The following is a 22210-nucleotide window of genomic DNA, read 5'->3' on the forward strand; positions in this document are numbered from 1 at the left end:
GGCGCGGGGCCCGACGCCTGACCGCCGGAACCCCACGCGAATTGCCTCTACCCTATATGGTCCGCCCGCTCCCCGGCCGCCGCAGGCGGCGCACAGGGGGGCAGGACCACTCAACTCTCACAGCCCGTCCAGGCCGGTCTCCCCGCGCTGGACGGCGTCCAACGCCTCCTTCAGACGGTAGGCCCGCCGCTCGGCGGCCGGATCGTTGGTCGCGATCCAGTCCTCCAGAGCCAGGCGCCGGTCCTCGATCAAGGCGTCCTTTCCCCGCAGCAGGGCATAGAAGTGCCACCACGCGGCCAAAACCTCCGCCGGCTGGGCCTCCGGCCGCGCTGCCGCCGGCAATCCGGTCGCACGCGCCGCCCAGGCATGGGCTTCCCCCAGCTCAGCCGCGTGCAGGTGGGCGAGCAGAGTCGCGCTGTCAAGCATTCGTGAGCTCCCCGGGGAGGAGCCATGCCAGCCGAGCAGCCCCTGTCGCAGCGACTGGCAGGGGCCGGGCGGCAGTTCCAGCAGGGCGCAGGCCTCCTCCACCTCGTCCAGCACCCAGGGATGGGCGAGGATGATCGCCAGCAGGCAGCGGGCCTGTTCCACCCGCGCGGCATCGGCATCCACCGGTCGCCGCTCGATCCGCACCGGGGGCGGGCGGCCGAAGCGGGCGCCGTTGCGTCCGCCGCGCCATTCCCCTTCCCCGCCGCGTGCCCTGGAAGCGCCGCCGCCAAGGGCCCCACCGGGGGCGAAGCCCGGCCGGTTCCGCGAGCGGGTGGCGAAGAAGCGGTCGAGCAGGGCCGAGCGGTACTCCGAGGCCAGGGCCTTGTCCGGGATCTTCGCCGCCGCGGCCGCGAGGTCGTTGCGCAGCGCCGCCCGCTGTTCCGGCGTGCCCGAGGAACGGCCGGCATCCAGGATGTCGTAGAGCGATTCATGCAGCGGCCGCGCCTTGTCCAGCACCGCCTGGAAGGCAGCCGGCCCCTGCTTCACCACCAGCGTGTCGGGGTCCTCCCCCGCCGGCAGGGTGGCGAAGCGCAGCGAGCGTTCGGGCGAGAGCAGCGGCAGCGCGATCTCGGCCGTGCGGGCCGCAGCGCGCGCCCCGGCCGCGTCGCCGTCGAAGCAGAGCACCGGTTCGGGGGACGCTCTCCACATTTCACCCAGTTGGTCTTCCGTCAGCGCGGTTCCCAGGGGGGCCACGGCGCCGTCGAAGCCCGCCTGGTGCAAGGCGATCACATCCATGTAACCCTCCACCGCCACGAGCACCCGGCCCCGGAATGCCGCCTCCCGCGCCAGATCGAAGCCATAGAGGTTGCGCCGCTTCGAGAAGAGCTCGGTCTCCGGCCCGTTCAGGTATTTCGGCTGCCCGTCGCCCAGGATGCGGCCGCCGAAGGAGACGATCCGCCCCCGCCGGTCGCGGATCGGGAACATGACGCGGTTGAAGAAGAAGCCGCTGTATCCGCCGTCACGTTCGTTGGCCCGCAGCAGCCCGGTCTCGGCCAGCCGTGCCGCCTCGACTCCCAGCTCCTTCATCGCCGCCGCCAGCGCCCCGCGCGAGGAGCCGGACCAGCCCAGCCCGAAGCGATCGATCGTGTCCTCGCCCAGCCCACGCCGCCGCAGGTAGTCCAGCGCCTCCCGCCCCTCGGCCTCGCGCAGCCAGCGGCGCATCACGCCACAGGCCGCCTCCATGACCTCGTGCAGGTCGCGTGCCCGGGCCTCGCGCTCCACCTGGCGGGGGCTCTCCTTCGGCACCTCCAGCCCGGCCTCGCCCGCCAGCCGCTCCACCGCGTCGCGGAAGCTCGCCCCCTCCGTGCCCATGAGGAAGGACAGGGCATCGCCATGCGCGCCGCAGCCGAAGCAGTGGTAGTGGTCGTCATAGACATAGAAGGACGGCGTCTTCTCGTTGTGGAAAGGGCAGCAGCCCTTCCACTGGCGGCCGTTGCGCGTGAGCTTGACCCGCCGCCCGACCAGCGAGGGCAGGGGCGTCCGGGCGCGGAGTTCTTCCAGGAAGGCGGGCGGGAGGGCTATCGCCTCCTCCTTTGCGGGTCGTCGTTGCGGGCCATCATCCGCCAGGGCGGCGTGCTGTCCCGTGTAGGTCGGATCTACCTCTATAGTAGGTTTATAGTAGGTTTTGACCTACGGGGTGCCGCAGGGTTCAGACCCACCGGGGCCGCAACGCCGCTCCGGAAAACCACCGGCCGGCCCCAGCTTTCGCCCCGCTGCCGCGTTGTCTGCGGACGACCGGGGCGCCCTGCCCCGTCGCGCGCGCCAAGACACGGAGAAGCCACATGGCCCTGGAAATCCCCCACAACGCCCTGATCCTGGTGGCCGATGGCAAAAAGGCCCTGCTGTTCCGCAACACCGGCCGGAACGGCGAGATCGCGCTGCGCGAGGAAAACCGCCTTTCCCCCGAATTCTCTGCGCAGGGCCCCTCCGGTTCCCGTCCCGAGGACCAGTCGCCCAAGGAGACCGGCGAGGCCACCTTCGTGAAGCAGATCGCCCAGACCCTCCAGGCCATGAAGCAGCAGAACGGCTTCGAGGCCCTGGTGGTGGTGGCCGACCCGCAGACCCTGGGCCAGCTCCGCGAGGCGATGCACAAGACGGTCGAGTCGAGCGTCGTGAAGTCGCTGGACAAGGACCTGACCAACCACACGCCGGAAGACATCGCCGCGGCGCTGCGCTGAACCCTCCGGGAAAAGGCGGCGCGTGCCGCCTTTTCCACAGGGGGCGCCGTCAGCCGCCCAGCTTCGCCTTCACGATCGGGCCGACCCTGGCCATGTCCAGCGTCGCCGCGTGCTTCGCCTTCAGCGCCGCCATGACCTTGCCCATCTCCTTGATCGAGCTGGCCCCGGTCTCGACGATCGCTGCCTCCACCGCCGCCGTGGTCGCGGCTTCGTCCATCTGCTGCGGCAGGAAGCCCTCGATCACCGCGATCTCGGCCTCCTCCTTCGCCGCCAGTTCGGGGCGGTTGCCCTGGCGGTACATCTCCACGCTCTCGCGCCGGCTTTTGGCCATGCCGCGCAACATGGCGACGACCTGCTCGTCCGGCACCTTGTCCACGCCCGAAGGACGGGCAGCGATGTCGGTATCCTTCAGCTTCGCCATGATCATGCGCAGCGTGGAGGTACGGGCGGCGTCGCCCGCACGCATGGAGGCCTTGAGTTCCTCGGTGAATCGGCTGCGAAGGTCCATCTGGCCCTCTCCTTACCTCGTTCTGACGTCGATGCCCGCCGGCCGGCTCCCGCGACAAGGAGCCGGTCCAGGCGGAAACTTCCCACCCACCCTGCCTGGAAGGAAATCTGGGAAGTTTTTTCCCAGGCTCGCGCGGGATTTCTTTGACTTGGGAAACCGCTTCCCAGATAACGCTGCCATGCGTTCCGTGGAAGAGATCATCCGCCTCGCCGGCGGGGCGGAGGCGGTGGCAAGCCGCTGCGGCGTGGGCAGCGAGGCCGTCCGCAAGTGGCGGCAGGCCCGCGCCATCCCGCCCAAGCACTGGCCCGCCCTGCTCGCCGCCACCGGCCTGTCCTTCGGGGACATGCCGGGTGCCTCCGTCACGGTCCCGGCCGATCCCGCCACGTCCTCCCCCTCCCCCACCGCCGCGGAGCCCTCCATGCCCGAAGCCGCCGACACCCCGCCCGCCGGCGCGACCGCCTGCATCGTCTTGATGGACGGCACGGTCTTCTGGGGCCGAGGCTTCGGCGCCGCCGCGACCAGGGTGGGCGAGATCTGCTTCAACACGGGGCTGACGGGCTATCAGGAAACCCTGACCGATCCCTCCTATGCCGGGCAGATCATCACCTTCACCTTCCCGCATATCGGCAATGTCGGCGCCAATGCCGAGGATGTGGAGACCGTCACCCCCGCCGCCCTCGGCCTGATCACCAAGGCCGATGTCAGCGAGCCCTCCAACTACCGTGCCCAGCGCCACCTGGACGACTGGCTGAAGAGCTTCGGCATCCCCGGCATCGCCGGGGTGGACACGCGGGCGCTCACCATCCGCATCCGCGACGGTGGCGCGCCCAACGGCGTGATCTGCCACGCCCCGGACGGGAATTTCGACCTTGCCTCGCTACGCGCCCAGGCCGCCGGCTGGCCGGGGCTGGAAGGCATGGACCTCGCGAAGGAGGTCTCCTGCCAGCAGTCCTACCGCTGGGAGGAAGGGCTTTGGCGCTGGAACCAGGGCTATGACGCCAACCCCGCCAAGCGCCACAAGGTCGTGGCCGTGGACTACGGCGCCAAGCGGAACATCCTGCGTTGCCTCGCCGATGCCGGCTGCGACGTCACCGTCGTCCCTGCCACCGCCACGGCGGAGGAGATCCTGCGCCACGGGCCGGACGGCGTCTTCCTGTCCAACGGCCCCGGCGACCCGGCGGCGACCGGCGAATACGCCGTGCCCGCCATCCGCGGCGTGCTGGAGAAGCAGGTCCCCGTCTTCGGCATCTGCCTCGGCCACCAGCTCCTGGCCCTGGCGCTGGGCGCCCGCACCTACAAGCTGGACCGCGGCCATCGCGGCGCCAACCAGCCGGTGAAGGACCTCGCCACCGGCAAGGTCGAGATCACCTCGCAGAACCACGGCTTCGCGGTGGACGACAAGAGCCTGCCCGAGGGGGTGAAGGTCACCCATGTCTCGCTCTTCGACGGCTCCAACGAGGGCATCGCCTGCGAGGACAAGCGTGCCTTCTCGGTGCAGTACCACCCCGAGGCCTCGCCCGGCCCCTCGGACAGCCACTACCTCTTCCACCGCTTCACCGCGCTGATCGAGAGCGTGAAGGAGAAGGCCGCATGAGCCAGTTCTTCGACCTCGCCGGCCGCACCGCCATCGTCACCGGCGGCAATGGCGGCATCGGCCTCGGCATGGCGCGCGGCCTGGCCGCCTGCGGCGCCCGCGTCGTCGTGGTGGGCCGCAACGCCGAAAAGAACGCCGCCGCCGTCGCCGCCCTGAACACGGATGGCGGCGAAGGGGCCTTCGCCCTCCAGGCCGACCTCGCCGAGCCCGGCAGCGCCGCCCGCGTGGTGGACGAGGTGGTGGCCCGCGCCGGCGGCCTCGCCATCCTGGTCAACAATGCCGGCACCAACATCCGCCGCCTGCCGCAGGATGTCTCGGACGAGGACTGGTACGCCGTCATGGACGCCAACCTCACCAGCGCCATGCGGATGAGCCGCGCCGCCTATCCGCATCTCAAGGCTTCCGGCCATGGCCGGGTGATCTCGATCGGCTCGATGATGTCGATCTTCGGCCTGCCCCTCTCCCCCGCCTATGGCGCCAGCAAGGGCGGTATCGTGCAGTACACCCGCTCCCTCGCCGTCGCCTGGGGGCCGGACGCGATCACCGCCAATGCCATCCTGCCCGGCTGGATCGAGACCGAGCTGACCGCCGGCGCCAAGCGCGACATGCCCGACCTGAACGACCGCGTCCTGGCCCGCACGCCGCAGAAGCGCTGGGGCCTGCCGGGCGACTTCGCCGGCATCGCCGTCTTCCTCGCCAGCGACGCCGCCGCCTTCGTCACCGGCACGGCCATCCCGGTGGATGGCGGGCTGTCGGTGCACGGCTGAGGCCAGGGGCAGGCCGGAACCGCCATGGTGCTGCTCGCCGTCATCCTGCTGGCCTGCCTCGGCTGCATGGGCCTCAGCTACGGCCTGTGGCGGGCCTTCCTGCGCGCCGGCAGGCCCGGCCATCCGATGGCCATGGCCCTGATCGCCTCGCTGCTCGTCTCCGGCCTGCTGCTCTGGCTGTTCCGCGACCGCGCGCCGCCGAACCTGCCGGTGAACGGGCTGACCGAGGCGCTCTATATCGCCTGCCTGCTCAACATCCCCGCCGCCATCCTGCTGACCTGGCGCCGCTGACCGCGCGCCCCGCCCCCTGAAACGCCAGACCTCCCGGACGAAGCCCCCCGACCATGCCGAAGCGCACAGACCTCCACTCCATCATGATCATCGGCGCCGGTCCCATCGTGATCGGACAGGCCTGCGAGTTCGACTATTCCGGCGCCCAGGCCTGCAAGGCGCTGCGCGCCGAGGGCTACCGGGTGATCCTGGTGAACTCCAACCCGGCCACGATCATGACCGATCCCGGGCTGGCGGACGCCACCTATATCGAGCCCATCACCACCGAGGTGGTGGAGAAGATCATCGCCAAGGAGCGGCCGGACGCGATCCTGCCCACCATGGGCGGGCAGACCGCGCTGAACACGGCGCTGAAGCTGGCCGAGGCCGGGGTGCTGGAGAAGTACGGCTGCGAGCTGATCGGTGCCAAGGCGGAGGTGATCGACAAGGCCGAGGACCGGCTGAAGTTCCGCGACGCCATGACCAGGATCGGCATCGAGAGCCCGCGCTCCCACATCGCGCACACGATGGAGGAGGCGCGCGCCGGGCTGGAGATGGTCAAGCTGCCCTGCGTCATCCGCCCCTCCTTCACGCTCGGCGGCACAGGCGGCGGCATCGCCTACAACAAGGAGGAGTTCGAGCAGATCGTTTCCGCCGGCCTCGCCGCCTCCATGACCACCGAGGTGCTGATCGAGGAAAGCGTGCTCGGCTGGAAGGAATACGAGATGGAGGTGGTCCGTGACTCCGCGGACAACTGCATCATCGTCTGCTCCATCGAGAACCTGGACCCGATGGGCGTCCATACGGGCGATTCCGTGACCGTTGCCCCGGCGCTGACGCTGACCGACAAGGAGTACCAGCGCATGCGCGATGCCAGCATCGCCTGCCTGCGCGAGATCGGCGTCGATACCGGCGGCTCCAACGTCCAGTTCGGCGTGAACCCCGCCGACGGGCGCATGGTCGTCATCGAGATGAACCCGCGCGTCTCGCGCTCCTCGGCGCTGGCGTCGAAGGCCACCGGCTTCCCGATCGCCAAGATCGCCGCCAAGCTCGCCGTGGGCTACACGCTGGACGAGCTCAAGAACGACATCACCATGGTGACGCCGGCCGCCTTCGAGCCGACCATCGACTACGTGGTGGTGAAGATCCCGCGCTTCACCTTCGAGAAGTTCCCCGGCACGCCGCCGACGCTCACCACCTCGATGAAGTCGGTGGGCGAGGCCATGGCCATCGGCCGTTCCTTCGGCGAGGCGTTGCAGAAGGGCCTGCGCTCGCTGGAGACCGGCCTGTCCGGCCTGGACGAGATCGCCGCCCCGGGCGACGGCTCGGTGGAGGCCTATATCGCCGCCCTCTCCACCCCGACGCCGGACCGCTCGCTGACCGTGGCCCAGGCCTTCCGCGCCGGCCTCTCGGTCGAGGAGATCCAGCGCGCCTGCCGCTTCGACCCCTGGTTCCTGCGCGAGATCGAGAAGATCGTCCGCGCCGAGGAGGATATCCGCGCCAAGGGCCTGCCGCGGGAGGCGGGCGCGCTGCGCCGGGTGAAGGCCATGGGCTTCTCCGACCGCCGCCTCGCCGCGCTCACCGGCTCGACCGAGGCCGCGGTGACGCAGCAGCGCCTGGCGCTGGGCGTCACCCCGGTCTTCAAGCGGATCGACACCTGCGCGGCGGAGTTCGCCTCCAACACCGCCTACATGTACTCGACCTACGAGGGCGGCTTCGGCATCCCCTCCTGCGAGGCGGCCCCCACGGGCCGGCAGAAGATCGTCATCCTCGGCGGCGGCCCCAACCGCATCGGCCAGGGCATCGAGTTCGACTACTGCTGCGTCCACGCCGCCTATGCGCTCAAGGAAGCCGGGTTCGAGACCATCATGGTCAACTGCAACCCGGAAACCGTCTCCACCGACTACGACACCTCCGACCGCCTCTATTTCGAGCCGCTGACCGCCGAGGACGTCGTTTCCCTGATCCGCAAGGAGCAGGAGAAGGGCGAGGTGCTGGGCTGCATCGTGCAGTATGGCGGCCAGACCCCGCTCAAGCTCTCCCAGGCGCTGAGCCGGGCCGGCATCCCCATCCTCGGCACCTCCGCCGAGGCCATCGACATCGCCGAGGACCGCGAGCGCTTCCAGCACCTGCTCCAGGGCCTGGGCCTCAAGCAGCCCTCCAACGGCACCGCCCGCACGCTGGAGGAAGCCGCCGCCGAGGCCGAGCGCATCGGCTACCCCGTCGTGGTCCGCCCCTCCTACGTGCTCGGCGGCCGCGCCATGGAGATCGCCCATGACCGCACCCAGCTGATGCGCTTCGGCGCGGAGGCGGTGAAGGTCTCGGGCGAGAACCCGATCCTGATCGACCAGTACCTTTCCGACGCGATCGAGGTCGATGTGGACTGCATCGCCGACGCCGAGGGCAACGTCTATGTCGCCGGCGTCATGGAGCATATCGAGGAGGCGGGCATCCATTCCGGCGACAGCGCCTGCTCGCTGCCGCCCTACTCCCTCTCCCCCGCCATCATCACCGAGCTCAAGGCCGAGACCGAGGCCATGGCCCGGGCCCTCAAGGTCTGCGGGCTGATGAACGTGCAGTACGCCGTGAAGGGCAACGAGATCTACGTGCTGGAGGTCAACCCGCGCGCCTCCCGCACCGTGCCCTTCGTCGCCAAGGCCACCGGCGTGCCGGTCGCCAAGATCGGCGCCCGCGTCATGGCCGGAGCCAGGCTGTCGGAGTTCCGCCTGGACGACGACGCCATCTCCCGCCATGTCGCGGTCAAGGAGGCCGTCTTCCCCTTCTCCCGCTTCCCGAACGTGGACGTGATCCTGGGCCCGGAGATGAAGTCCACCGGCGAGGTGATGGGCCTCGACCATTCCTTCGAGCGCGCCTTCCTCAAGTCCCAGATGGGCGCCGGGGTGAAGCTGCCGGAAAGCGGCACCGCCTTCCTCTCGGTCCGCGACGGCGACAAGGCCGCCATGGTCTCGCTGGGCCGCCGCCTGGTGGAGATGGGCTTCGGCCTCGCCGCCACCCGCGGCACCGCCAACCGGCTGCGCGAGGCGGGGCTGCCCGTCACCGAGGTCAAGAAGGTGCTGGAAGGCCGTCCGAATTGCGTGGACGCCATGAAGTCCGGCGAGATCCAGTTGGTGATCAACACCTCCGGCTCCGGCCAGGCGGTCGCGGACAGCTTCGACATCCGCCGCTCCGCCCTGACCAACGGCATCCCCCACTACACCACCGTGGCGGGCGCCCGGGCCGCCGTGCACGCCATCGCGGCACTGCGCGCGGGAGTGCTTGATGTGGCTCCGTTGCAGTCCTATTTTGCATCTTCGTTCTGAGACATCGGGGCGGGTCTGGCTTACCGGCCAGGACCCGCCCCGCCTGTTTCAGCCCGGCGCCGCTCCGGTTCCCCCCGACTTCCTGGCGGGGACTGGCGCGGCCGCGTCGCGTTCTAGGGAAGGCTAAACGCCGTGCAGAAGTTCCCCATCACGGCCGAGGGACTGTCTCGGCTTGAGGAAGAGTTGAAGGTCCTGAAGTCCGAGGAGCGCCCGGCTGTGATCCGTGCGATCGCGGAGGCGCGTGCCCATGGCGATCTCTCCGAGAATGCCGAATACCACGCCGCGCGCGAGAAGCAGTCCTTCATCGAGGGCCGTATCGCGGAGCTGGAATCCGTCGTCCCCTCCTCCGAGGTGATCGACGTCTCCAAGATGACCGGCGAGCAGGTGCGCTTCGGCGCCTATGTCACCATCGTCGACGAGGAATCCGAGGACGAGAAGACCTACCGCATCGTCGGCCAGTACGAGGCGGACATGAAGAAGGGCTCGATCTCCATCTCCTCCCCCCTTGCCCGGGCCCTGCTCGGCAAGAGCGTCGGCGACAGCGTCGAGGTGCCGGCCCCGGGCGGCGCCCGCTCCGTCGAGATCACCGCCGTCCGGTTCCGGTAGGGCGCCGCGCCATGCCGGAAGGGACCGCCCTGCCCACACGGCACGTGGCGCTGTCCGACGTGCGCGCGGCCGCCGCGCGCATCGCCGGCACGGTGCTGCGTACCCCCCTGGTCGAGCCGCATGCCGTTTCCCGCGCCGCCGGCGCCCGGGTGCTGCTGAAGCTTGACAACCTCCACCCCACCGGCGCCTTCAAGGAGCGCGGCGCGGCCAACCGCCTCGCCCAGCTCTCGGCGCGGGAAGGTGAGGCCGGGGTGATCGCGATGAGCGCCGGCAACCACGCCCAGGCCGTCGCGCGCCACGCCCATCTGCTGGGCATCCGCGCCACCATCGTGATGCCCCGCTTCACCCCCTCCACCAAGGTGGTGCGGACGGAAAGCTGGGGCGCCCGGGTGGTGCTGCACGGGGAAACCCTGGCCGAGGCCGCCTCCCACGCCCATGCCCTGGCGCTGAGCGAGGGGCTGGTCTTCGTCCACCCCTACGACGACCCCGAGATCGTCGCCGGCCAGGGCACCATGGCGCTGGAGATCCTGGAAGACGCCCCCTCCGGCCTGCAATCCATGGTGATCCCCGTGGGCGGCGGCGGCCTTGTCGCCGGCTCCGCCGCGGTGGTGAAGGAGCTGCGCCCCGACATCGCCCTCTACGGCGTCGAGGTCGAGGGCTACCCCGCCATGGCCCAGCGCCTGGCGGGCGAGCCGGTGAAGGTCGGCGGCCCCACCATCGCCGAGGGCATCGCCGTGCGCGACGTGGGCGAGCTGCCCGCCGCGATGCTGGCCCGGCTGGGCATCGAGGTCCTGGTCGTCCCCGAACGCGCGGTGGAGCGGGCCATCGCCCTGCTGGCCGAGGGCGCCAAGGTCGTGGCCGAAGGCGCCGGCGCCGCCGGCCTTGCCGCCATCCTGGCCTTTCCCGAGCGCTTCGCGGGCCATACCGTCGCCACCACCGTCTGCGGCGGCAATATCGACCCGCGCATCCTGGCCAATGTCCTGCTGCGGGAGATGCTGCGTGACGGCCGCATCCTGCGCCTGCACCTCGACATCCCCGACCGGCCGGGCGTCCTGGCCGATATCTCCACTCGCGTCGCGGCCGCCGGCGGCAATGTCATCGAAGTCAGCCACCAGCGCCTCTTCGCCGCCCCCTCGGTCCAGACCGCCGAGCTGGAGCTTATGATCGAGGTGCGCGACGCCAACCAGGGCGCGGCCATCGTCGCCGCCCTGGAAGCGGCGGACTATACCGTCCGGGTGGGCTGAGGGCGGCGTTCCCATGGCCCGGGCGGGAAGGCTCCGCCTTTCCCCCAATACCCCCTCCACAGGACCCGGTGGGCTGGCGCCTGCCGCCACCGGAGATCGGCGAGGTTTCGGGGAGGCCCACGCCTTCCTGAGCAGAGGGGACCAGGGGGGAAGCGACGCCTCCCACGGGACAGCGTCGCCGGAACAGCCTCAGCGCCGCTCCACCGGCACGCCCACCTCTTCCTTGGCGGTGCGGATCACCTGGAGGGTCTGCACCCGCATCACATGGTCGGCCCCGGTGAGGCGGGAGGTCAGGGCGTTCTCGTGCGCCGTGTCGCGCGCCACCAGCCGCAGCAGGAAGTCACCGCCCCCGCGGATCATGTGGCACTCCCTCACCTCCGGCCAGGCGGTGACCATCCGCTCGAAGGCCTCCAGCACCGAGAGCTTCTGCGTCTCCAGCCCGACCAGCGCGTAGAAGCCGACTTCCCAGCCAAGCGAGCCGGGCTCCAGATCGGCATGGTAGCCCCGGACCACGCCGAGTTCCTCCAGCCGGCGCACCCGGCGAAGGCAGGGAGGGGCCGAGAGGCCGACGCGGCGGGCGAGTTCCACATTCGTGATCCGCCCGTCCTGCTGGATCTCGTCGAGGATGGCCAAGTCGGTCGCGTCCAGCTCGGGCACGTCATTCGGCATACTGTTCATTGCCCGTCATGGCGATGCGGCGAAATATCCTTGCACGCTCCGCACGTCCAGACCATCCTTTCCGGAATGCCGGGTTGCGGTGGACGCAGGGCTGACCGATATGCTGCGCGTAACCCGCGACTCGCAGGAATCAGAAGTGCCCGAGACTCACCGAACCCGCCTCCTCGTTCTGGGTGCCGGACCGGCCGGATACACGGCGGCCATCTACGCGGCCCGCGCCGGATTGCAACCGATCGTCGTGGCGGGCCTGCAGCCGGGCGGACAGCTCACCATCACCACCGAGGTCGAGAACTATCCAGGCTTCGCCGAGGCCATCCAGGGTCCCTGGCTCATGGAGCAGATGGCGAAGCAGGCCGAACATGTCGGCGCCCGCCTGCAGATGGACACCATCACCGCCGTGGACCTGTCCCGCCGCCCCTTCCGCTGCGAGGGCGATTCCGGCGACGTCTACTTCGCCGACAGCCTGGTGATCGCCACCGGGGCCCAAGCCCGCTGGCTCGGCATCCCGGGGGAGAAGGAGCTCTCGGGCTTCGGCGTCTCCGCCTGCGCCACCTGCGACGGCTTCTTCTTCCGGGGGCGCGAGGTCGCGGTCATCGGCGGCGGCAACACGGCCATCGAGGAAGCCCTCTACCTTTCCGGCCTCGCCGCCCGCGTCACGTTGATCCACCGGCGCGACACCTTCCGAGCCGAGCGCATCCTGCTCGACCGCCTCTTCGCCCGCCCGAACATCGTGGTGGTGCGCGACACGGTGGCCGAGGCCATCCTGGCCGACGAGAGCGGCCGCACGCCGGTCGCCCGGGCACTCGCCCTTCGCAACCTGAAGACCGGCGAGGCCTCCGAGCTGCCGATCCATGGCGTCTTCGTCGCCATCGGCCACGCGCCCGCCACCGCCCTGTTCCGGGGCCAGCTCGACATGGACGAGGCGGGCTATATCCGCACCGAGCCGGGCCGCACCCAGACCTCGGCGGAAGGGGTCTTCGCGGCCGGGGACGTGCAGGACCACATCTACCGCCAGGCGATCACCGCGGCCGGCACCGGCTGCATGGCCGCGCTCGATGCCGAGAAGTGGCTCGCCGGTCTTCCCGAATCTGCCCCGGCCCCAGCGGCCTATCTCTGAGGCGAGGAAACACCGATCATGCCACTCGACTGGGACAAGCTGAGGGTTTTCCACGCGGTCGCCGAGGCGGGGTCCTTCACCCATGCCGGCGAGTCGCTGAACCTGAGCCAGTCCGCCGTCTCCCGCCAGATCCAGGCCCTGGAAGAGGCCCTGGCGGTGCCCCTGTTCCACCGCCACGCCCGCGGCCTGATCCTGACGGAGCAGGGCGAGACGCTGAACAAGACGGTGCGCGAGGTCTTCGCCAAGCTGGCGATGACCGAGGCCCTGCTCACCGAGAGCCGTGAGCGCGCCGCCGGACGCCTCAAGGTCACGACCACCACCGGCTTCGGCTCGCTCTGGCTCGCCCCGCGCCTGCAGCGCTTCATCGAGAAGCACCCCGACGTCACCGTCACCCTGCTGCTGGACGACACGGAGCTGGACCTGGCGATGCGCGAGGCGGATGTCGCCATCCGCATGCACGCCCCCCGGCAGCCGGACCTGATCCAGCGCCATGTCGCCACCTTCGGCTGGAAGATCGTGGCCTCGCCCGAATACGTGAAGCAGTACGGCGCCCCGCAGCGGCCGGAGGATCTCGATAACCACCGGCTGATCACCTATGGCGACCACCGCCAGCCGATCGAGGACATCAACTGGATCGCCGAGGCGGGACGCCGCGCCGGCAGCCCGCGCCGCGCCGTGATGGAGGTGAACAGCCTCCCCGCCATGCTGCGCGCCGTGCGCAGCGGCCTGGGCATCACCGCCCTGCCCGACTATCTCGGCGATGACATTGCGGATCTCACGCCGATCCTGAGCGAGATGAAGACCCCGCGCTTCGAGTCCTACTTCGTCTATCCGGAGGAGATGCGGCATTCCAAGCGCGTCGCCGTCTTCCGCGACTTCCTGGTGTCGGAGCTGGCCAAGAACCAGGGTTGACCGGCCCATCGGACCGGCCTGTCCCACCGGGCCATCCGGCCCGGTGGGACAGGCCGGGAGAGATGGCGGGGGAGGCAGAAAAGAGGAAAGACCCATGACCGGGAATGCCTTCGAGAGCCCCTTCGCCGGCCGCCTGCTGTCGGAGCAGGTGACCAACCCCAATATCCTGGTTGGCCGCTACAGCTACTATTCCGGCTACTATCACCGGCACGGTTTCGACGACTGTGCCCGCTACCTTCTTCCCGACCGCACGGATGTGGATCGCCTGATCATCGGGAGCTTCTGCTCGATCGGCAGCGGCGCCGCCATGCTATTGGAAATGGCCTGGTGAGACTGGCCGCTCGAGCGGATCAGCGCGGCCCTGCCCCTGCTCTGCAACAGGGACATCCCCGCCCTCCACGCCTTTTGGCGCCAGGAACCAGCGGGGGGCTGAACCCCCACGCCCTTTTCAGCCCCCGCGCGCCATCCGGGCCGCCAGTTCGGCGCTGACGCTGGCCACGCCCTTCACCAGCGGTGCGGGCCAGGGCGAGCCGCGGGGCGGCACCTGGCGGTCGAGCTCGCCATCCCGGATCAACAGCATCCAGAGCAGCCCGTTCTTCGGCTCATGCCCCAGGAACAGCCCGTTCCGCGCGCAGTCCCCGCCATGGCAGCCCCAGGCCCAGGCGAAGCCGTCCTCGGCATGGACGTGGCTCCCAGGGGCGCGCAAATGCTCGAAAATCACCTGCTGCCGGCCGCGCGCGACGTTGCGCAGCATCGGCGCCATGTCCTGCAAGGCGCCGAGCTGCTGGATGGTCTGTCCCTCCAGTTCCGAGGCGTCGTCCACCACGCCGTCATCGGCAAGCCCCGCGGCGGGCAGGCAGAGCAGGCCCAGCACGAACAGCAACGGGGCGAGTGGTTTCCCACCCGCCCCGTGCCGAAACGATCCGATCAGCCGCATCGGTCGATAAATCAGGCCTGGGGCTGCTCGCCCTCGGCCTCGACGATCTCCGGCTGCGGGCCGCTGTCCAGGCCCTTGGCCGAGACGTCGCGATCCACCAACTCGATCACCGCCATGTCGGCGGCATCGCCGTAGCGCACGCCGGCCTTCAGCACGCGGCAATAACCGCCCTGGCGGGTGGCGTAGCGCTCCGCGATGGTCGTGAACAGCTTGTCCACCACCTTCTCGTCGCGGATCTGGGCCAGCGCCTGCCGGCGGGCCGAGAGGTCGCCGCGCTTGCCGAGCGTGATGATCCGCTCGACATAGGGCCGCAGCTCCTTGGCCTTGGGCAGGGTGGTCGTGATCTGCTCGTGCTTGAGCAGCGAGGTCGCCATGTTCCGGAACATCGCGATCCGGTGAGAGGAAGTGACGTTCAGCTTCCGCCCGGACATCCCGTGACGCATTTCAGTCTCCTAGGCCCCGGGTTCAGAAGGGCTCTTCGACCCGGCGAGCCAGGTCCTCGATGTTCTCAGGCGGCCAGCCCGGCACGTTCATTCCGAGGCTGAGACCCATGGAGGCGAGAACCTCCTTGATCTCGTTCAGGGACTTGCGCCCGAAATTCGGGGTGCGCAGCATCTCCTGCTCGGACTTCTGCACGAGGTCGCCGATATAGACGATGTTGTCGTTCTTCAGGCAGTTCGCGCTGCGGACCGACAGCTCCAGCTCATCGACCTTGCGAAGCAGGTTGCGGTTGAAGGGCAGGTCGTCCTGCACCTCCTGCACCTTGGCCTCGCGCGGCTCGTCGAAGTTGATGAAGAGCTGCAGCTGGTCCTGCAGGATGCGGGCGGCGAGCGCCACCGCGTCATCCGGCGCGACCGTGCCGTCGGTCTCCACCGTGAGCACGAGCTTGTCGTAGTCGGTGCGCTGGCCGACGCGGGTCGGCTGCACCTGGAAGGCGACGCGGCGGACAGGCGAATAGATCGCGTCCACCGGGATCAGGCCGATCTCCTGGTCCTCGGTCCGGTTCTCGGAGGCGGGGACATAGCCCTTGCCCGTCGAGACGGTGAGTTCCATGGAGAAGCGCGCCCCATCGTCGAGCGTGCAGATCACCAGCTCCGGGTTGGCGACCTCGATGTCGCCGGTCACCTGGATCTGGCCCGCCGTCACCTCGCCGGGGCCGGTGGCCTCCAGCGTCAGGCGCTTCGTGCCCTCGGAGGGCATGCGGATGGCCAGCTGCTTGATGTTCAGGATGATGTCGGTGACATCCTCCTGCACACCCTGCAGGCTGCTGAACTCGTGCAGCGCGCCCTCGATCTTCACGGCCGTGACGGCCGCGCCCTGGAGCGAGGACAGCAGAACCCGCCGCAGCGCGTTGCCCAGAGTCTGACCGAAACCGCGCTCCAGCGGCTCGGCGACCACGGTGGCCACGCGCGCGGGGTCAGCGCCCGGATCGACGTCCAGGCGCTCGGGCTTGATCAGGGAACGCCAATTGCGATCCAGCACTTGGGTATCTCCTGCGACGTTTCCCCGATCAGACGCGACGACGCTTGCGCGGACGGCAACCGTTGTGCGGGATCGGGGTCACGTCCTTGATGGCGGTGACATAGAAGCCGACGGCCTGCAGAGCGCGCAGCGCGCTCTCGCGGCCCGAACCGGGACCGGAGACCATGATCTCCAGGGTCTCCATGCCGTGCTCGCGGGCCTTGCGGCCGGCATCCTCGGCCGCGACCTGCGCGGCGTACGGGGTGGACTTCCGGCTGCCCTTGAAGCCCTGCGACCCGGAGGACGACCAGGCAATGGCGTTGCCCTGGCTGTCGGTGATCGTCACGATGGTGTTGTTGAAGGTCGCGAGCACATGCGCCACGCCCGTGGCGATGTTCTTGCGCTCCTTCTTGCGGGGACGGGAGCCCGCCTGCGGCTGACGCGCCATCTTACTTCGTCACCTTCTTCTTGCCGGCGATCGCCACGGCCTTGCCCTTGCGGGTGCGGGCGTTGGTGTGGGTGCGCTGGCCGCGCACCGGCAGGCCACGGCGGTGACGCAGGCCACGGTAGCAGGCCATGTCCATCAGCCGCTTGATGTTCATCGCCACTTCGCGGCGGAGGTCACCCTCCACGCGGTAGTCGCGATCCAGCATCTCGCGGATCTTCAGGATCTCCTCGTCGGAGAGCTGGTTGACCCGCCGCTCCTCAGGGATGCCGAGCTTCTCGCAGATCTCGGCCGCGTTCTTCGGGCCGATGCCATAGATATAGCGCAGGGAAATCTGCACCCGCTTGTTGTCGGGGATGTTCACGCCGGCGATACGCGCCACGTTCGCTCTCCTGGAGCAACTGCTCCGATAGGGCCGGCAACGGCGGGCAGCCTGGGCCGGCGAGGTGATCATTGCCCGACTCCGGCGGCGAAACCGCCGAAGCACCGGCAAATGGCATGGGAAAACGCAGCGGGAGGGAGCCCGCCGCGAGGAAGGGGCGGGATAAACCTCTCCGCCCCTCAGGTCAAGCCCGACTCAACAGGGCTTCCAGTTCGCGGGTCACGTCGTCGATATCGGCCATGCCGTCCACCGACTTCAGCTTCCCCTGCGCCTGGTAGTAGGGCAGCAGCGGCTCCGTCTGCATCCGGTAGGCCTCCAGGCGCGCCGCCACGGTCTCCGCCTTGTCGTCGGCCCGGCGGACGAACTCCGTGCCGCCGCAGACGTCGCAGACCCCGGCCTGGATCGTCGGCTTGAAGGTGTCATGGTAGCCGGTGCCGCAGGCGGCGCAGGTGAAGCGGCCGGCGATGCGCTCGACCAGCGCCGTCGGGTCGACCTTCAACTCGATCACGTGATCGAGCGCCAAGCCCTTCTCCTTCAGCATCACGTCCAGCGCCTCCGCCTGGGGCACCGTGCGCGGGAAGCCGTCCAGGATGAAGCCCTTGTTGCAGTCCGGCCGGGCGACCCGCAGGGCAAGCATGGCGGTGATGATCGCGTCGGGCACCAGCCCGCCGCTCTCCATGATCGCCTTGGCCTCACGCCCGATCTGGGAGCCAGACTTGACCTCCGCCCGGAGCATGTCGCCCGTCGAGATCTGCGCGACCCCGAACTTCTCCTCCAGGCGCTTGGCCTGGGTTCCCTTTCCGGCCCCGGGAGGCCCCAGCAGGATCAGGTTCAACGACGTCTCCCAACACTCGGACGGTTACCGTTCGGCAGGGACCGGCTTCCCCCAGCCCCCGGCGCCCCCAGCCGGGCCTTGCGGATCAGGCCCTGGTACTGGTGCGCGAAGAGATGAGACTGCACCTGCGCCACCGTGTCCATCGTGACGGACACGATGATCAGCAGGGAGGTGCCGCCGAAGTAGAAAGGCACGCCGTACTGGCTGATCAGGAATTCCGGGATCAGGCAGACGATGCAGAGGTAGATCGCGCCCACCAGGGTCAGCCGCGTCAGCACCCGGTCGAAATAGTCCGCCGTCGCCTGCCCCGGCCGGATGCCGGGCACGAAGCCGCCGTTCTTCTTCAGGTTCTCTGCCGTCTCCTGCGGGTTGAAGACCACAGCGGTGTAGAAGAAGGCGAAGAAGATGATCAGCGCGACATACAGGCCCATGTAGAGCGGCTGGCCATGCGCCAGCCACTGCGCCGCCCGGCTCAGCCAGGTGTCCTCTCCCTGCCCGGCCCCCGCGAAGCCTGCGAAGGTCGCCGGCAGCAGCAGCAGGGAGGAGGCGAAGATCGGCGGGATCACGCCGGCCGTGTTCAGCTTCAGAGGCAGATGGGTCGAGTCGCCGCCGAACATCCGGTTGCCGACCTGGCGCTTGGGATACTGCACCGGGATGCGGCGCTGCGCCCGCTCCATGAACACCACGAAGGCGATCACGGCCAGGGCGACCAGCAGGAAGAAGATGATGAAGGGCGTCGAGAGCGCCCCTGTCCGGCCCAGCTCCAGGGTCGAGACGAAGGCATGCGGCAGGTTCGCCACGATGCCTGCGAAGATGATCAGGCTGATGCCGTTGCCGATGCCCCGGGCGGTGATCTGCTCACCCAGCCACATCAGGAACATCGTGCCGCCCACCAGGGTGATCACTGCGGAAAGCCGGAAGAAGGTGCCCCCGGCATAGACCGGCGAGGCTCCCATGGCGCCCTGCATCCCCTCCAGCCCGACGGCGATGCCATAGGCCTGGAAGATCGCGATCAGCACCGTCAGATAGCGCGTGTACTGGTTGAGCTTCTTCCGTCCGCTCTCGCCCTCCTTCTTGAGGGCCTCCCAGGACGGGATCGCCGCCGTCATCAGCTGCACGATGATGGAGGCGGAGATATAGGGCATGATGTTCAGCGCGAAGACCGTCATGCGCCCCAGCGCGCCGCCCGTGAACATGTCGAACATGCCCAGGACGCCGCCGCCATGCTGGCGCAGGATATCCGCCATCACCGAGGCATCCACGCCAGGGACGGGGATATAGGTGCCGAGGCGATAGACGATCAGTGCCCCTAGTGTGAACCAGAGCCGCTTCTTCAGCTCGGTGGCGCGCGACAGCACCCCGAGGTTGAGATTGGCCGCGAGCTGCTCGGCGGCGGACGCCATGCGTACCCTCCATACAACTGCGGCGCCCGGGGAGGTCCCCCGCGCGCCGCAGCGAAGACATCAGCTGTCAGGTAGCCCCCCAGGGAGGCGCAAATCAAGCGACCGGAGCTTCTTCCGAAGCCTTCGGCGCGGTGACCGTCACCTTGCCGCCCGCCGCCTCGACCGCCGCGATGGCGGCCTGCGAGGCACCGGTGACGGTGATGTTCACCGCACGCTTGATCTCACCCTTGGCGAGCAGGCGGACACCGGCACGCTTGCCGCTGACCCGCACCACGCCGGCCGCCTTCAGCATCGTCTCGTCCAGCGCCTGGTCGGCCGGCAGGCGGCCTTCCTCGATCGCCTTGTCGAGCAGGCCGATGTTCAGCGGCGCGTACTCGACGCGGAAGAGATTCACGAAGCCCCGCTTCGGCAGGCGCCGGTAGATCGGGAGCTGACCGCCCTCGAACCCGTTCAGCGACACGCCGGTGCGGGCCTTCTGGCCCTTCACGCCGCGGCCACCCGTCTTGCCCTTGCCGGAACCGATGCCGCGGCCGATGCGCTTGAACTTCGGGCGGGCGCCCTCGTTGTCGCGCAGCTCGTTGAGCTTCACCATGATCAGTCCTCCACCTTGATGAGGTGGGCGACCTTGCGGATCATCCCGCGCACGGCGGGGGTGTCCTCAAGCTCGCGGGTCCGGTGCATCTTGTTCAGCCCCAGCCCGATCAGCGTCTCGCGCTGCCCGGGCTTGCGGCCGATCGGCGACCCGGTCTGGGTCACCTTCACGGTCTTCTTGGCAGTCTCAGACACCGCCAGCCTCCTGAGCCGCCGGAGCGGCCTCGTCCTTGCGCGGGCCGATCAGGTCGGAGACCTTCTTGCCGCGCCGCGCCGCCACGGCACGCGGGGAGGTCACCTTCCCCAGCGCCGCGAAGGTCGCCTTGACCATGTTGTGCGGGTTCGTCGTGCCGGTGCACTTGGCGACCACGTCGCCCATGCCCAGCGTCTCGAACACGGCGCGCATCGGGCCGCCGGCAATGATGCCGGTGCCCGCCGGCGCCGCGCGCAGGATCACGCGGCCCGCGCCGAACTCGCCGATCATGTCGTGGTGCAGGGTGCGGCCCTCACGCATCGGCACGCGGATCATCGTCCGCTTGGCGCGCTCGGTCGCCTTGCGGATCGCCTCCGGAACCTCGCGCGCCTTGCCGGCGCCCCAGCCCACGCGCCCCTTCTGGTCGCCCACCACCACGAGCGCGGCGAAGGAGAAGCGACGGCCACCCTTCACCACCTTCGCGACGCGATTGATGGTCACCAGCTTGTCGCGGAGCTCATCACCCTCGCTGTGGGCCTGCTGCTGATTGCGGTCGTTGTCGCGACGGCGGCCGCGGCCACGGCGCTCGCCGTCACCACCCTCGCCACCGCCACCGGACCTCGGTGCATATGCCATGCGTCAGACGCTCCTCAGAACGACAGCCCGCCCTCGCGGGCGCCGTCCGCCAGGGCCTTGACCCTGCCATGGTAGAGATAGGGGCCGCGGTCGAAGACCACCGCCGAGACACCGGCCGCGATGGCACGCTCGGCCACCAGCTTGCCGATGGCGGTCGCCGCGTCGACATCCGCCCCCGTACGGGCACGCAGGTCCTTCTCGAGCGTCGAGGCAGCCGCCAGGGTGCGGCCCACCTTGTCGTCGATCACCTGCGCATAGATGTGCCGGCCGGAGCGGTAGATCGACAGGCGAGGACGCCCGCCGGCCTTCTGCCGCAGCTGGAAGCGGAGCCGCGAGCGGCGCCGCGTCTGGAGTGCGAGCTTGCGCATTACTTCTTCTTACCCTCCTTCCGGAGGATGACCTCGTTGTCGTAGCGGACGCCCTTGCCCTTGTAGGGCTCGGGACCACGATAGGCGCGGATCTCGGCGGCCACCTGGCCGACCCGCTGCTTGTCCGCACCCTCGACCTTGATCGCCGTGGGGCGCTCGGTCGTGATCTTGATCCCCTCGGGGATCGCGTAGCGGATCTCGTGGCTGTAGCCGAGGTTCAGCACCAGCTCCTTGCCCTGGACCGCCGCACGGTAACCCGTGCCGGTGATCTCCATGGACTTGGAGAAGCCGGTGGAAACGCCCGTCACCATCCCGTTGATCAGCGAACGCGTGGTGCCCCACAGCGTGCGCGACCGCCGGTCCTCGCCCTTCGGCGAGACGGTGACGGAGCCGTCCTCGATCTTCACATCCACCGCTTCCGTGACGACCGGCAGGCGCAGCTCGCCGAGCTTGCCCTTGGCCACCACGACGCCGTCCTGAAGGGCGACGGTGACGCCGCTCGGGACGGTGACGGGATACTTGCCGACGCGTGACATGGGGCCGGCCTCCTCAGAACACGCGGCAGAGGACTTCGCCGCCAACATTGGCAGCGCGGGCCTCATTGTCGCTCATCACGCCGCGAGGCGTGGAAAGGATGGAAACGCCGAAGCCGTTATAGACCTTCGGCAGCTCCTTGATCTTCGCGTAGACGCGGCGGCCCGGCTTGGACACCCGGTTGATCTCCTTGATCACCGGCTCGCCCTCCGAGTACTTCAGCTCGATGTTGAGGATCCTCACGCCAGGGCGCACGTCCTCGGAGCTGTAGCCACGGATATAGCCCTCGCGCTTCAGGACATCCAGCACGTCGGCACGCAGGCGCGACGCGGGAGACACGATGCGGCTCTGCCGCGCGCGCTGACCATTGCGGATACGGGTGAGCATATCACCCAGCGGATCGGACAGGGACATCGATCCTCCGCCTTACCAGGAGGCCTTCACGAGCCCGGGAATCTGGCCGAAGGAGGCCAGGTCACGGAGCGCGTTACGGCTCAGCTTGAACTTGCGGTAATTCCCGCGGGGACGGCCAGTCAGCTCGCAGCGCAGGCGGACGCGCACCTTGGCGCCATTCCGCGGCAGCTGCGCGAGCTTCAGGGTGGCCTCGAAACGCTCCTCGACGGGCGCCTCGCGGTCCATCACCAGAGCCTTCAGCGCCGCACGCTTCTCCGCGTGCAGCGCCGAGAGCTTGGCGCGCCGGTTGTTCTTCTCGACAGCCGAAGTCTTGGCCATGCGATCTTATCCTC

The 22210-nt window shown here is 69.3% G+C and carries 26 protein-coding genes and 1 pseudogene; 10 read left to right on the forward strand and 17 right to left on the reverse strand.

Annotated elements, in window-relative coordinates:
- Positions 1–117: 117 nt before the first annotated feature.
- A complete protein-coding gene (gene dnaG, locus BT98_RS0109665; RefSeq protein WP_026032920.1) occupies positions 118–2007 on the reverse strand; it encodes a DNA primase in 1890 nt (629 codons plus the stop codon).
- A 260-nt stretch (positions 2008–2267) separates the two neighbouring features.
- On the opposite strand from dnaG, the gene BT98_RS0109670 reads away from it, so the two are divergent.
- Positions 2268–2663, forward strand: a complete 396-nt coding sequence (locus BT98_RS0109670; RefSeq protein WP_019459464.1) for a host attachment family protein — start codon at positions 2268–2270, stop codon at positions 2661–2663.
- Between the two features lie 49 nt (positions 2664–2712).
- Here the strand turns inward: BT98_RS0109670 and BT98_RS0109675 are convergent, their stop codons facing one another.
- Positions 2713–3171 carry a GatB/YqeY domain-containing protein gene (locus tag BT98_RS0109675; RefSeq protein WP_019459465.1) on the reverse strand — a complete coding sequence of 153 codons (459 nt, stop codon included), beginning with the start codon at positions 3169–3171 and terminating at the stop codon, positions 2713–2715.
- A gap of 178 nt (positions 3172–3349) precedes the next feature.
- Here BT98_RS0109675 and carA point away from each other — a divergent pair, with 178 nt between their 5' ends.
- The 6 genes from carA to BT98_RS0109705 all read left to right on the forward strand — a co-directional run bounded on the left by carA (position 3350) and on the right by BT98_RS0109705 (position 10972).
- Positions 3350–4765, forward strand: a complete 1416-nt coding sequence (carA, locus tag BT98_RS0109680) for a glutamine-hydrolyzing carbamoyl-phosphate synthase small subunit (RefSeq protein WP_019459466.1) — start codon at positions 3350–3352, stop codon at positions 4763–4765.
- Positions 4762–5532: an SDR family NAD(P)-dependent oxidoreductase gene (locus tag BT98_RS0109685; protein WP_019459467.1), complete on the forward strand. Its 771-nt coding sequence runs from the start codon at positions 4762–4764 to the stop codon at positions 5530–5532. Before carA ends, BT98_RS0109685 begins: the two co-directional genes overlap by 4 nt.
- Positions 5533–5556: 24 nt before the next feature.
- On the forward strand, positions 5557–5823 hold the full coding sequence (locus tag BT98_RS0109690; RefSeq protein WP_019459468.1) for a hypothetical protein: 267 nt from the start codon (positions 5557–5559) through the stop codon (positions 5821–5823).
- Between the two features lie 53 nt (positions 5824–5876).
- A complete protein-coding gene (carB, locus tag BT98_RS0109695; protein ID WP_019459469.1) occupies positions 5877–9122 on the forward strand; it encodes a carbamoyl-phosphate synthase large subunit in 3246 nt (1081 codons plus the stop codon).
- 132 nt (positions 9123–9254) lie between these two features.
- Positions 9255–9728 carry a transcription elongation factor GreA gene (greA, locus tag BT98_RS0109700; protein WP_075821369.1) on the forward strand — a complete coding sequence of 158 codons (474 nt, stop codon included), beginning with the start codon at positions 9255–9257 and terminating at the stop codon, positions 9726–9728.
- An 11-nt stretch (positions 9729–9739) separates the two neighbouring features.
- Positions 9740–10972: a threonine ammonia-lyase gene (locus BT98_RS0109705; RefSeq protein ID WP_019459471.1), complete on the forward strand. Its 1233-nt coding sequence runs from the start codon at positions 9740–9742 to the stop codon at positions 10970–10972.
- Positions 10973–11161: 189 nt separating this feature from the next.
- On the opposite strand, the gene BT98_RS0109710 is transcribed toward BT98_RS0109705, so the two are convergent.
- Positions 11162–11641, reverse strand: a complete 480-nt coding sequence (locus BT98_RS0109710; RefSeq protein ID WP_019459472.1) for an Lrp/AsnC family transcriptional regulator — start codon at positions 11639–11641, stop codon at positions 11162–11164.
- Between the two features lie 145 nt (positions 11642–11786).
- Here BT98_RS0109710 and trxB point away from each other — a divergent pair, with 145 nt between their 5' ends.
- The 3 genes and pseudogenes from trxB to BT98_RS0109725 all read left to right on the forward strand — a co-directional run.
- A complete protein-coding gene (trxB, locus tag BT98_RS0109715) occupies positions 11787–12767 on the forward strand; it encodes a thioredoxin-disulfide reductase (protein WP_026032923.1) in 981 nt (326 codons plus the stop codon).
- Between the two features lie 18 nt (positions 12768–12785).
- On the forward strand, positions 12786–13679 hold the full coding sequence (locus BT98_RS0109720) for a LysR family transcriptional regulator (RefSeq protein WP_019459474.1): 894 nt from the start codon (positions 12786–12788) through the stop codon (positions 13677–13679).
- A 94-nt stretch (positions 13680–13773) separates the two neighbouring features.
- Positions 13774–13995 (forward strand): annotated as a pseudogene (locus BT98_RS0109725) (hypothetical protein); the annotation flags it as partial.
- A 132-nt stretch (positions 13996–14127) separates the two neighbouring features.
- Here BT98_RS0109725 and BT98_RS0109730 read toward each other — a convergent pair.
- From BT98_RS0109730 to rpsN, 14 genes are all read right to left on the reverse strand, one after another.
- Positions 14128–14562 (reverse strand): hypothetical protein, encoded by a 435-nt coding sequence (locus BT98_RS0109730; RefSeq protein WP_019459476.1) that lies wholly within the window; start codon positions 14560–14562, stop codon positions 14128–14130.
- Between the two features lie 65 nt (positions 14563–14627).
- A complete protein-coding gene (rplQ, locus tag BT98_RS0109735; protein WP_026032924.1) occupies positions 14628–15059 on the reverse strand; it encodes a 50S ribosomal protein L17 in 432 nt (143 codons plus the stop codon).
- A gap of 22 nt (positions 15060–15081) precedes the next feature.
- Complete coding sequence (locus BT98_RS0109740) at positions 15082–16098, reverse strand: DNA-directed RNA polymerase subunit alpha (protein WP_019459478.1); 1017 nt, start codon at positions 16096–16098, stop codon at positions 15082–15084.
- Positions 16099–16126: 28 nt separating this feature from the next.
- On the reverse strand, positions 16127–16525 hold the full coding sequence (rpsK, locus tag BT98_RS0109745) for a 30S ribosomal protein S11 (protein WP_019459479.1): 399 nt from the start codon (positions 16523–16525) through the stop codon (positions 16127–16129).
- A 1-nt stretch (position 16526) separates the two neighbouring features.
- Positions 16527–16904, reverse strand: a complete 378-nt coding sequence (gene rpsM / locus BT98_RS0109750; protein ID WP_019459480.1) for a 30S ribosomal protein S13 — start codon at positions 16902–16904, stop codon at positions 16527–16529.
- A 184-nt stretch (positions 16905–17088) separates the two neighbouring features.
- Positions 17089–17739: an adenylate kinase gene (locus tag BT98_RS0109755; protein WP_019459481.1), complete on the reverse strand. Its 651-nt coding sequence runs from the start codon at positions 17737–17739 to the stop codon at positions 17089–17091.
- Positions 17736–19142 (reverse strand): preprotein translocase subunit SecY, encoded by a 1407-nt coding sequence (gene secY / locus BT98_RS0109760; RefSeq protein WP_019459482.1) that lies wholly within the window; start codon positions 19140–19142, stop codon positions 17736–17738. Before secY ends, BT98_RS0109755 begins: the two co-directional genes overlap by 4 nt.
- A 94-nt stretch (positions 19143–19236) precedes the next feature.
- A complete protein-coding gene (gene rplO / locus BT98_RS0109765) occupies positions 19237–19731 on the reverse strand; it encodes a 50S ribosomal protein L15 (protein WP_026032925.1) in 495 nt (164 codons plus the stop codon).
- A 5-nt stretch (positions 19732–19736) separates the two neighbouring features.
- On the reverse strand, positions 19737–19928 hold the full coding sequence (gene rpmD / locus BT98_RS0109770; RefSeq protein ID WP_019459484.1) for a 50S ribosomal protein L30: 192 nt from the start codon (positions 19926–19928) through the stop codon (positions 19737–19739).
- Positions 19921–20562, reverse strand: coding sequence for a 30S ribosomal protein S5 (gene rpsE, locus BT98_RS0109775; protein WP_019459485.1), 642 nt, complete (start codon positions 20560–20562; stop codon positions 19921–19923). The genes rpmD and rpsE overlap by 8 nt, the downstream gene beginning before the upstream one ends.
- A gap of 14 nt (positions 20563–20576) precedes the next feature.
- On the reverse strand, positions 20577–20930 hold the full coding sequence (rplR, locus tag BT98_RS0109780) for a 50S ribosomal protein L18 (protein ID WP_019459486.1): 354 nt from the start codon (positions 20928–20930) through the stop codon (positions 20577–20579).
- A complete protein-coding gene (rplF, locus tag BT98_RS0109785) occupies positions 20930–21466 on the reverse strand; it encodes a 50S ribosomal protein L6 (protein ID WP_019459487.1) in 537 nt (178 codons plus the stop codon). Before rplF ends, rplR begins: the two co-directional genes overlap by 1 nt.
- Before the next feature lie 13 nt (positions 21467–21479).
- Complete coding sequence (gene rpsH / locus BT98_RS0109790; protein WP_019459488.1) at positions 21480–21878, reverse strand: 30S ribosomal protein S8; 399 nt, start codon at positions 21876–21878, stop codon at positions 21480–21482.
- 12 nt (positions 21879–21890) lie between these two features.
- Entirely contained in the window at positions 21891–22196 is a 306-nt protein-coding gene (rpsN, locus tag BT98_RS0109795) for a 30S ribosomal protein S14 (RefSeq protein ID WP_019459489.1), read from the reverse strand.
- Positions 22197–22210: the final 14 nt, after the last annotated feature.

This window comes from Roseomonas mucosa ATCC BAA-692, assembly GCF_000622225.1.
Classification (GTDB): Bacteria; Pseudomonadota; Alphaproteobacteria; order Acetobacterales; family Acetobacteraceae; genus Roseomonas; species Roseomonas mucosa.

Excerpts from the sequence above, each read along its gene's own strand:
- BT98_RS0109670 (WP_019459464.1), top strand. The coding sequence starts at position 2,268 with ATGGCCCTGGAAATCCCCCACAACGCCCTGATCCTGGTGGCCGATGGC.
- BT98_RS0109675 (WP_019459465.1), bottom strand. The coding sequence starts at position 3,171 with ATGGACCTTCGCAGCCGATTCACCGAGGAACTCAAGGCCTCCATGCGT.
- carA (WP_019459466.1), top strand. The coding sequence starts at position 3,350 with ATGCGTTCCGTGGAAGAGATCATCCGCCTCGCCGGCGGGGCGGAGGCG.
- BT98_RS0109685 (WP_019459467.1), top strand. The coding sequence starts at position 4,762 with ATGAGCCAGTTCTTCGACCTCGCCGGCCGCACCGCCATCGTCACCGGC.
- BT98_RS0109690 (WP_019459468.1), top strand. The coding sequence starts at position 5,557 with ATGGTGCTGCTCGCCGTCATCCTGCTGGCCTGCCTCGGCTGCATGGGC.
- carB (WP_019459469.1), top strand. The coding sequence starts at position 5,877 with ATGCCGAAGCGCACAGACCTCCACTCCATCATGATCATCGGCGCCGGT.
- BT98_RS0109705 (WP_019459471.1), top strand. The coding sequence starts at position 9,740 with ATGCCGGAAGGGACCGCCCTGCCCACACGGCACGTGGCGCTGTCCGAC.
- BT98_RS0109710 (WP_019459472.1), bottom strand. The coding sequence starts at position 11,641 with ATGCCGAATGACGTGCCCGAGCTGGACGCGACCGACTTGGCCATCCTC.
- BT98_RS0109720 (WP_019459474.1), top strand. The coding sequence starts at position 12,786 with ATGCCACTCGACTGGGACAAGCTGAGGGTTTTCCACGCGGTCGCCGAG.
- rplQ (WP_026032924.1), bottom strand. The coding sequence starts at position 15,059 with ATGCGTCACGGGATGTCCGGGCGGAAGCTGAACGTCACTTCCTCTCAC.
- rpsK (WP_019459479.1), bottom strand. The coding sequence starts at position 16,525 with ATGGCGCGTCAGCCGCAGGCGGGCTCCCGTCCCCGCAAGAAGGAGCGC.
- secY (WP_019459482.1), bottom strand. The coding sequence starts at position 19,142 with ATGGCGTCCGCCGCCGAGCAGCTCGCGGCCAATCTCAACCTCGGGGTG.
- rpsE (WP_019459485.1), bottom strand. The coding sequence starts at position 20,562 with ATGGCATATGCACCGAGGTCCGGTGGCGGTGGCGAGGGTGGTGACGGC.
- rplR (WP_019459486.1), bottom strand. The coding sequence starts at position 20,930 with ATGCGCAAGCTCGCACTCCAGACGCGGCGCCGCTCGCGGCTCCGCTTC.
- rplF (WP_019459487.1), bottom strand. The coding sequence starts at position 21,466 with ATGTCACGCGTCGGCAAGTATCCCGTCACCGTCCCGAGCGGCGTCACC.
- rpsH (WP_019459488.1), bottom strand. The coding sequence starts at position 21,878 with ATGTCCCTGTCCGATCCGCTGGGTGATATGCTCACCCGTATCCGCAAT.
- rpsN (WP_019459489.1), bottom strand. The coding sequence starts at position 22,196 with ATGGCCAAGACTTCGGCTGTCGAGAAGAACAACCGGCGCGCCAAGCTC.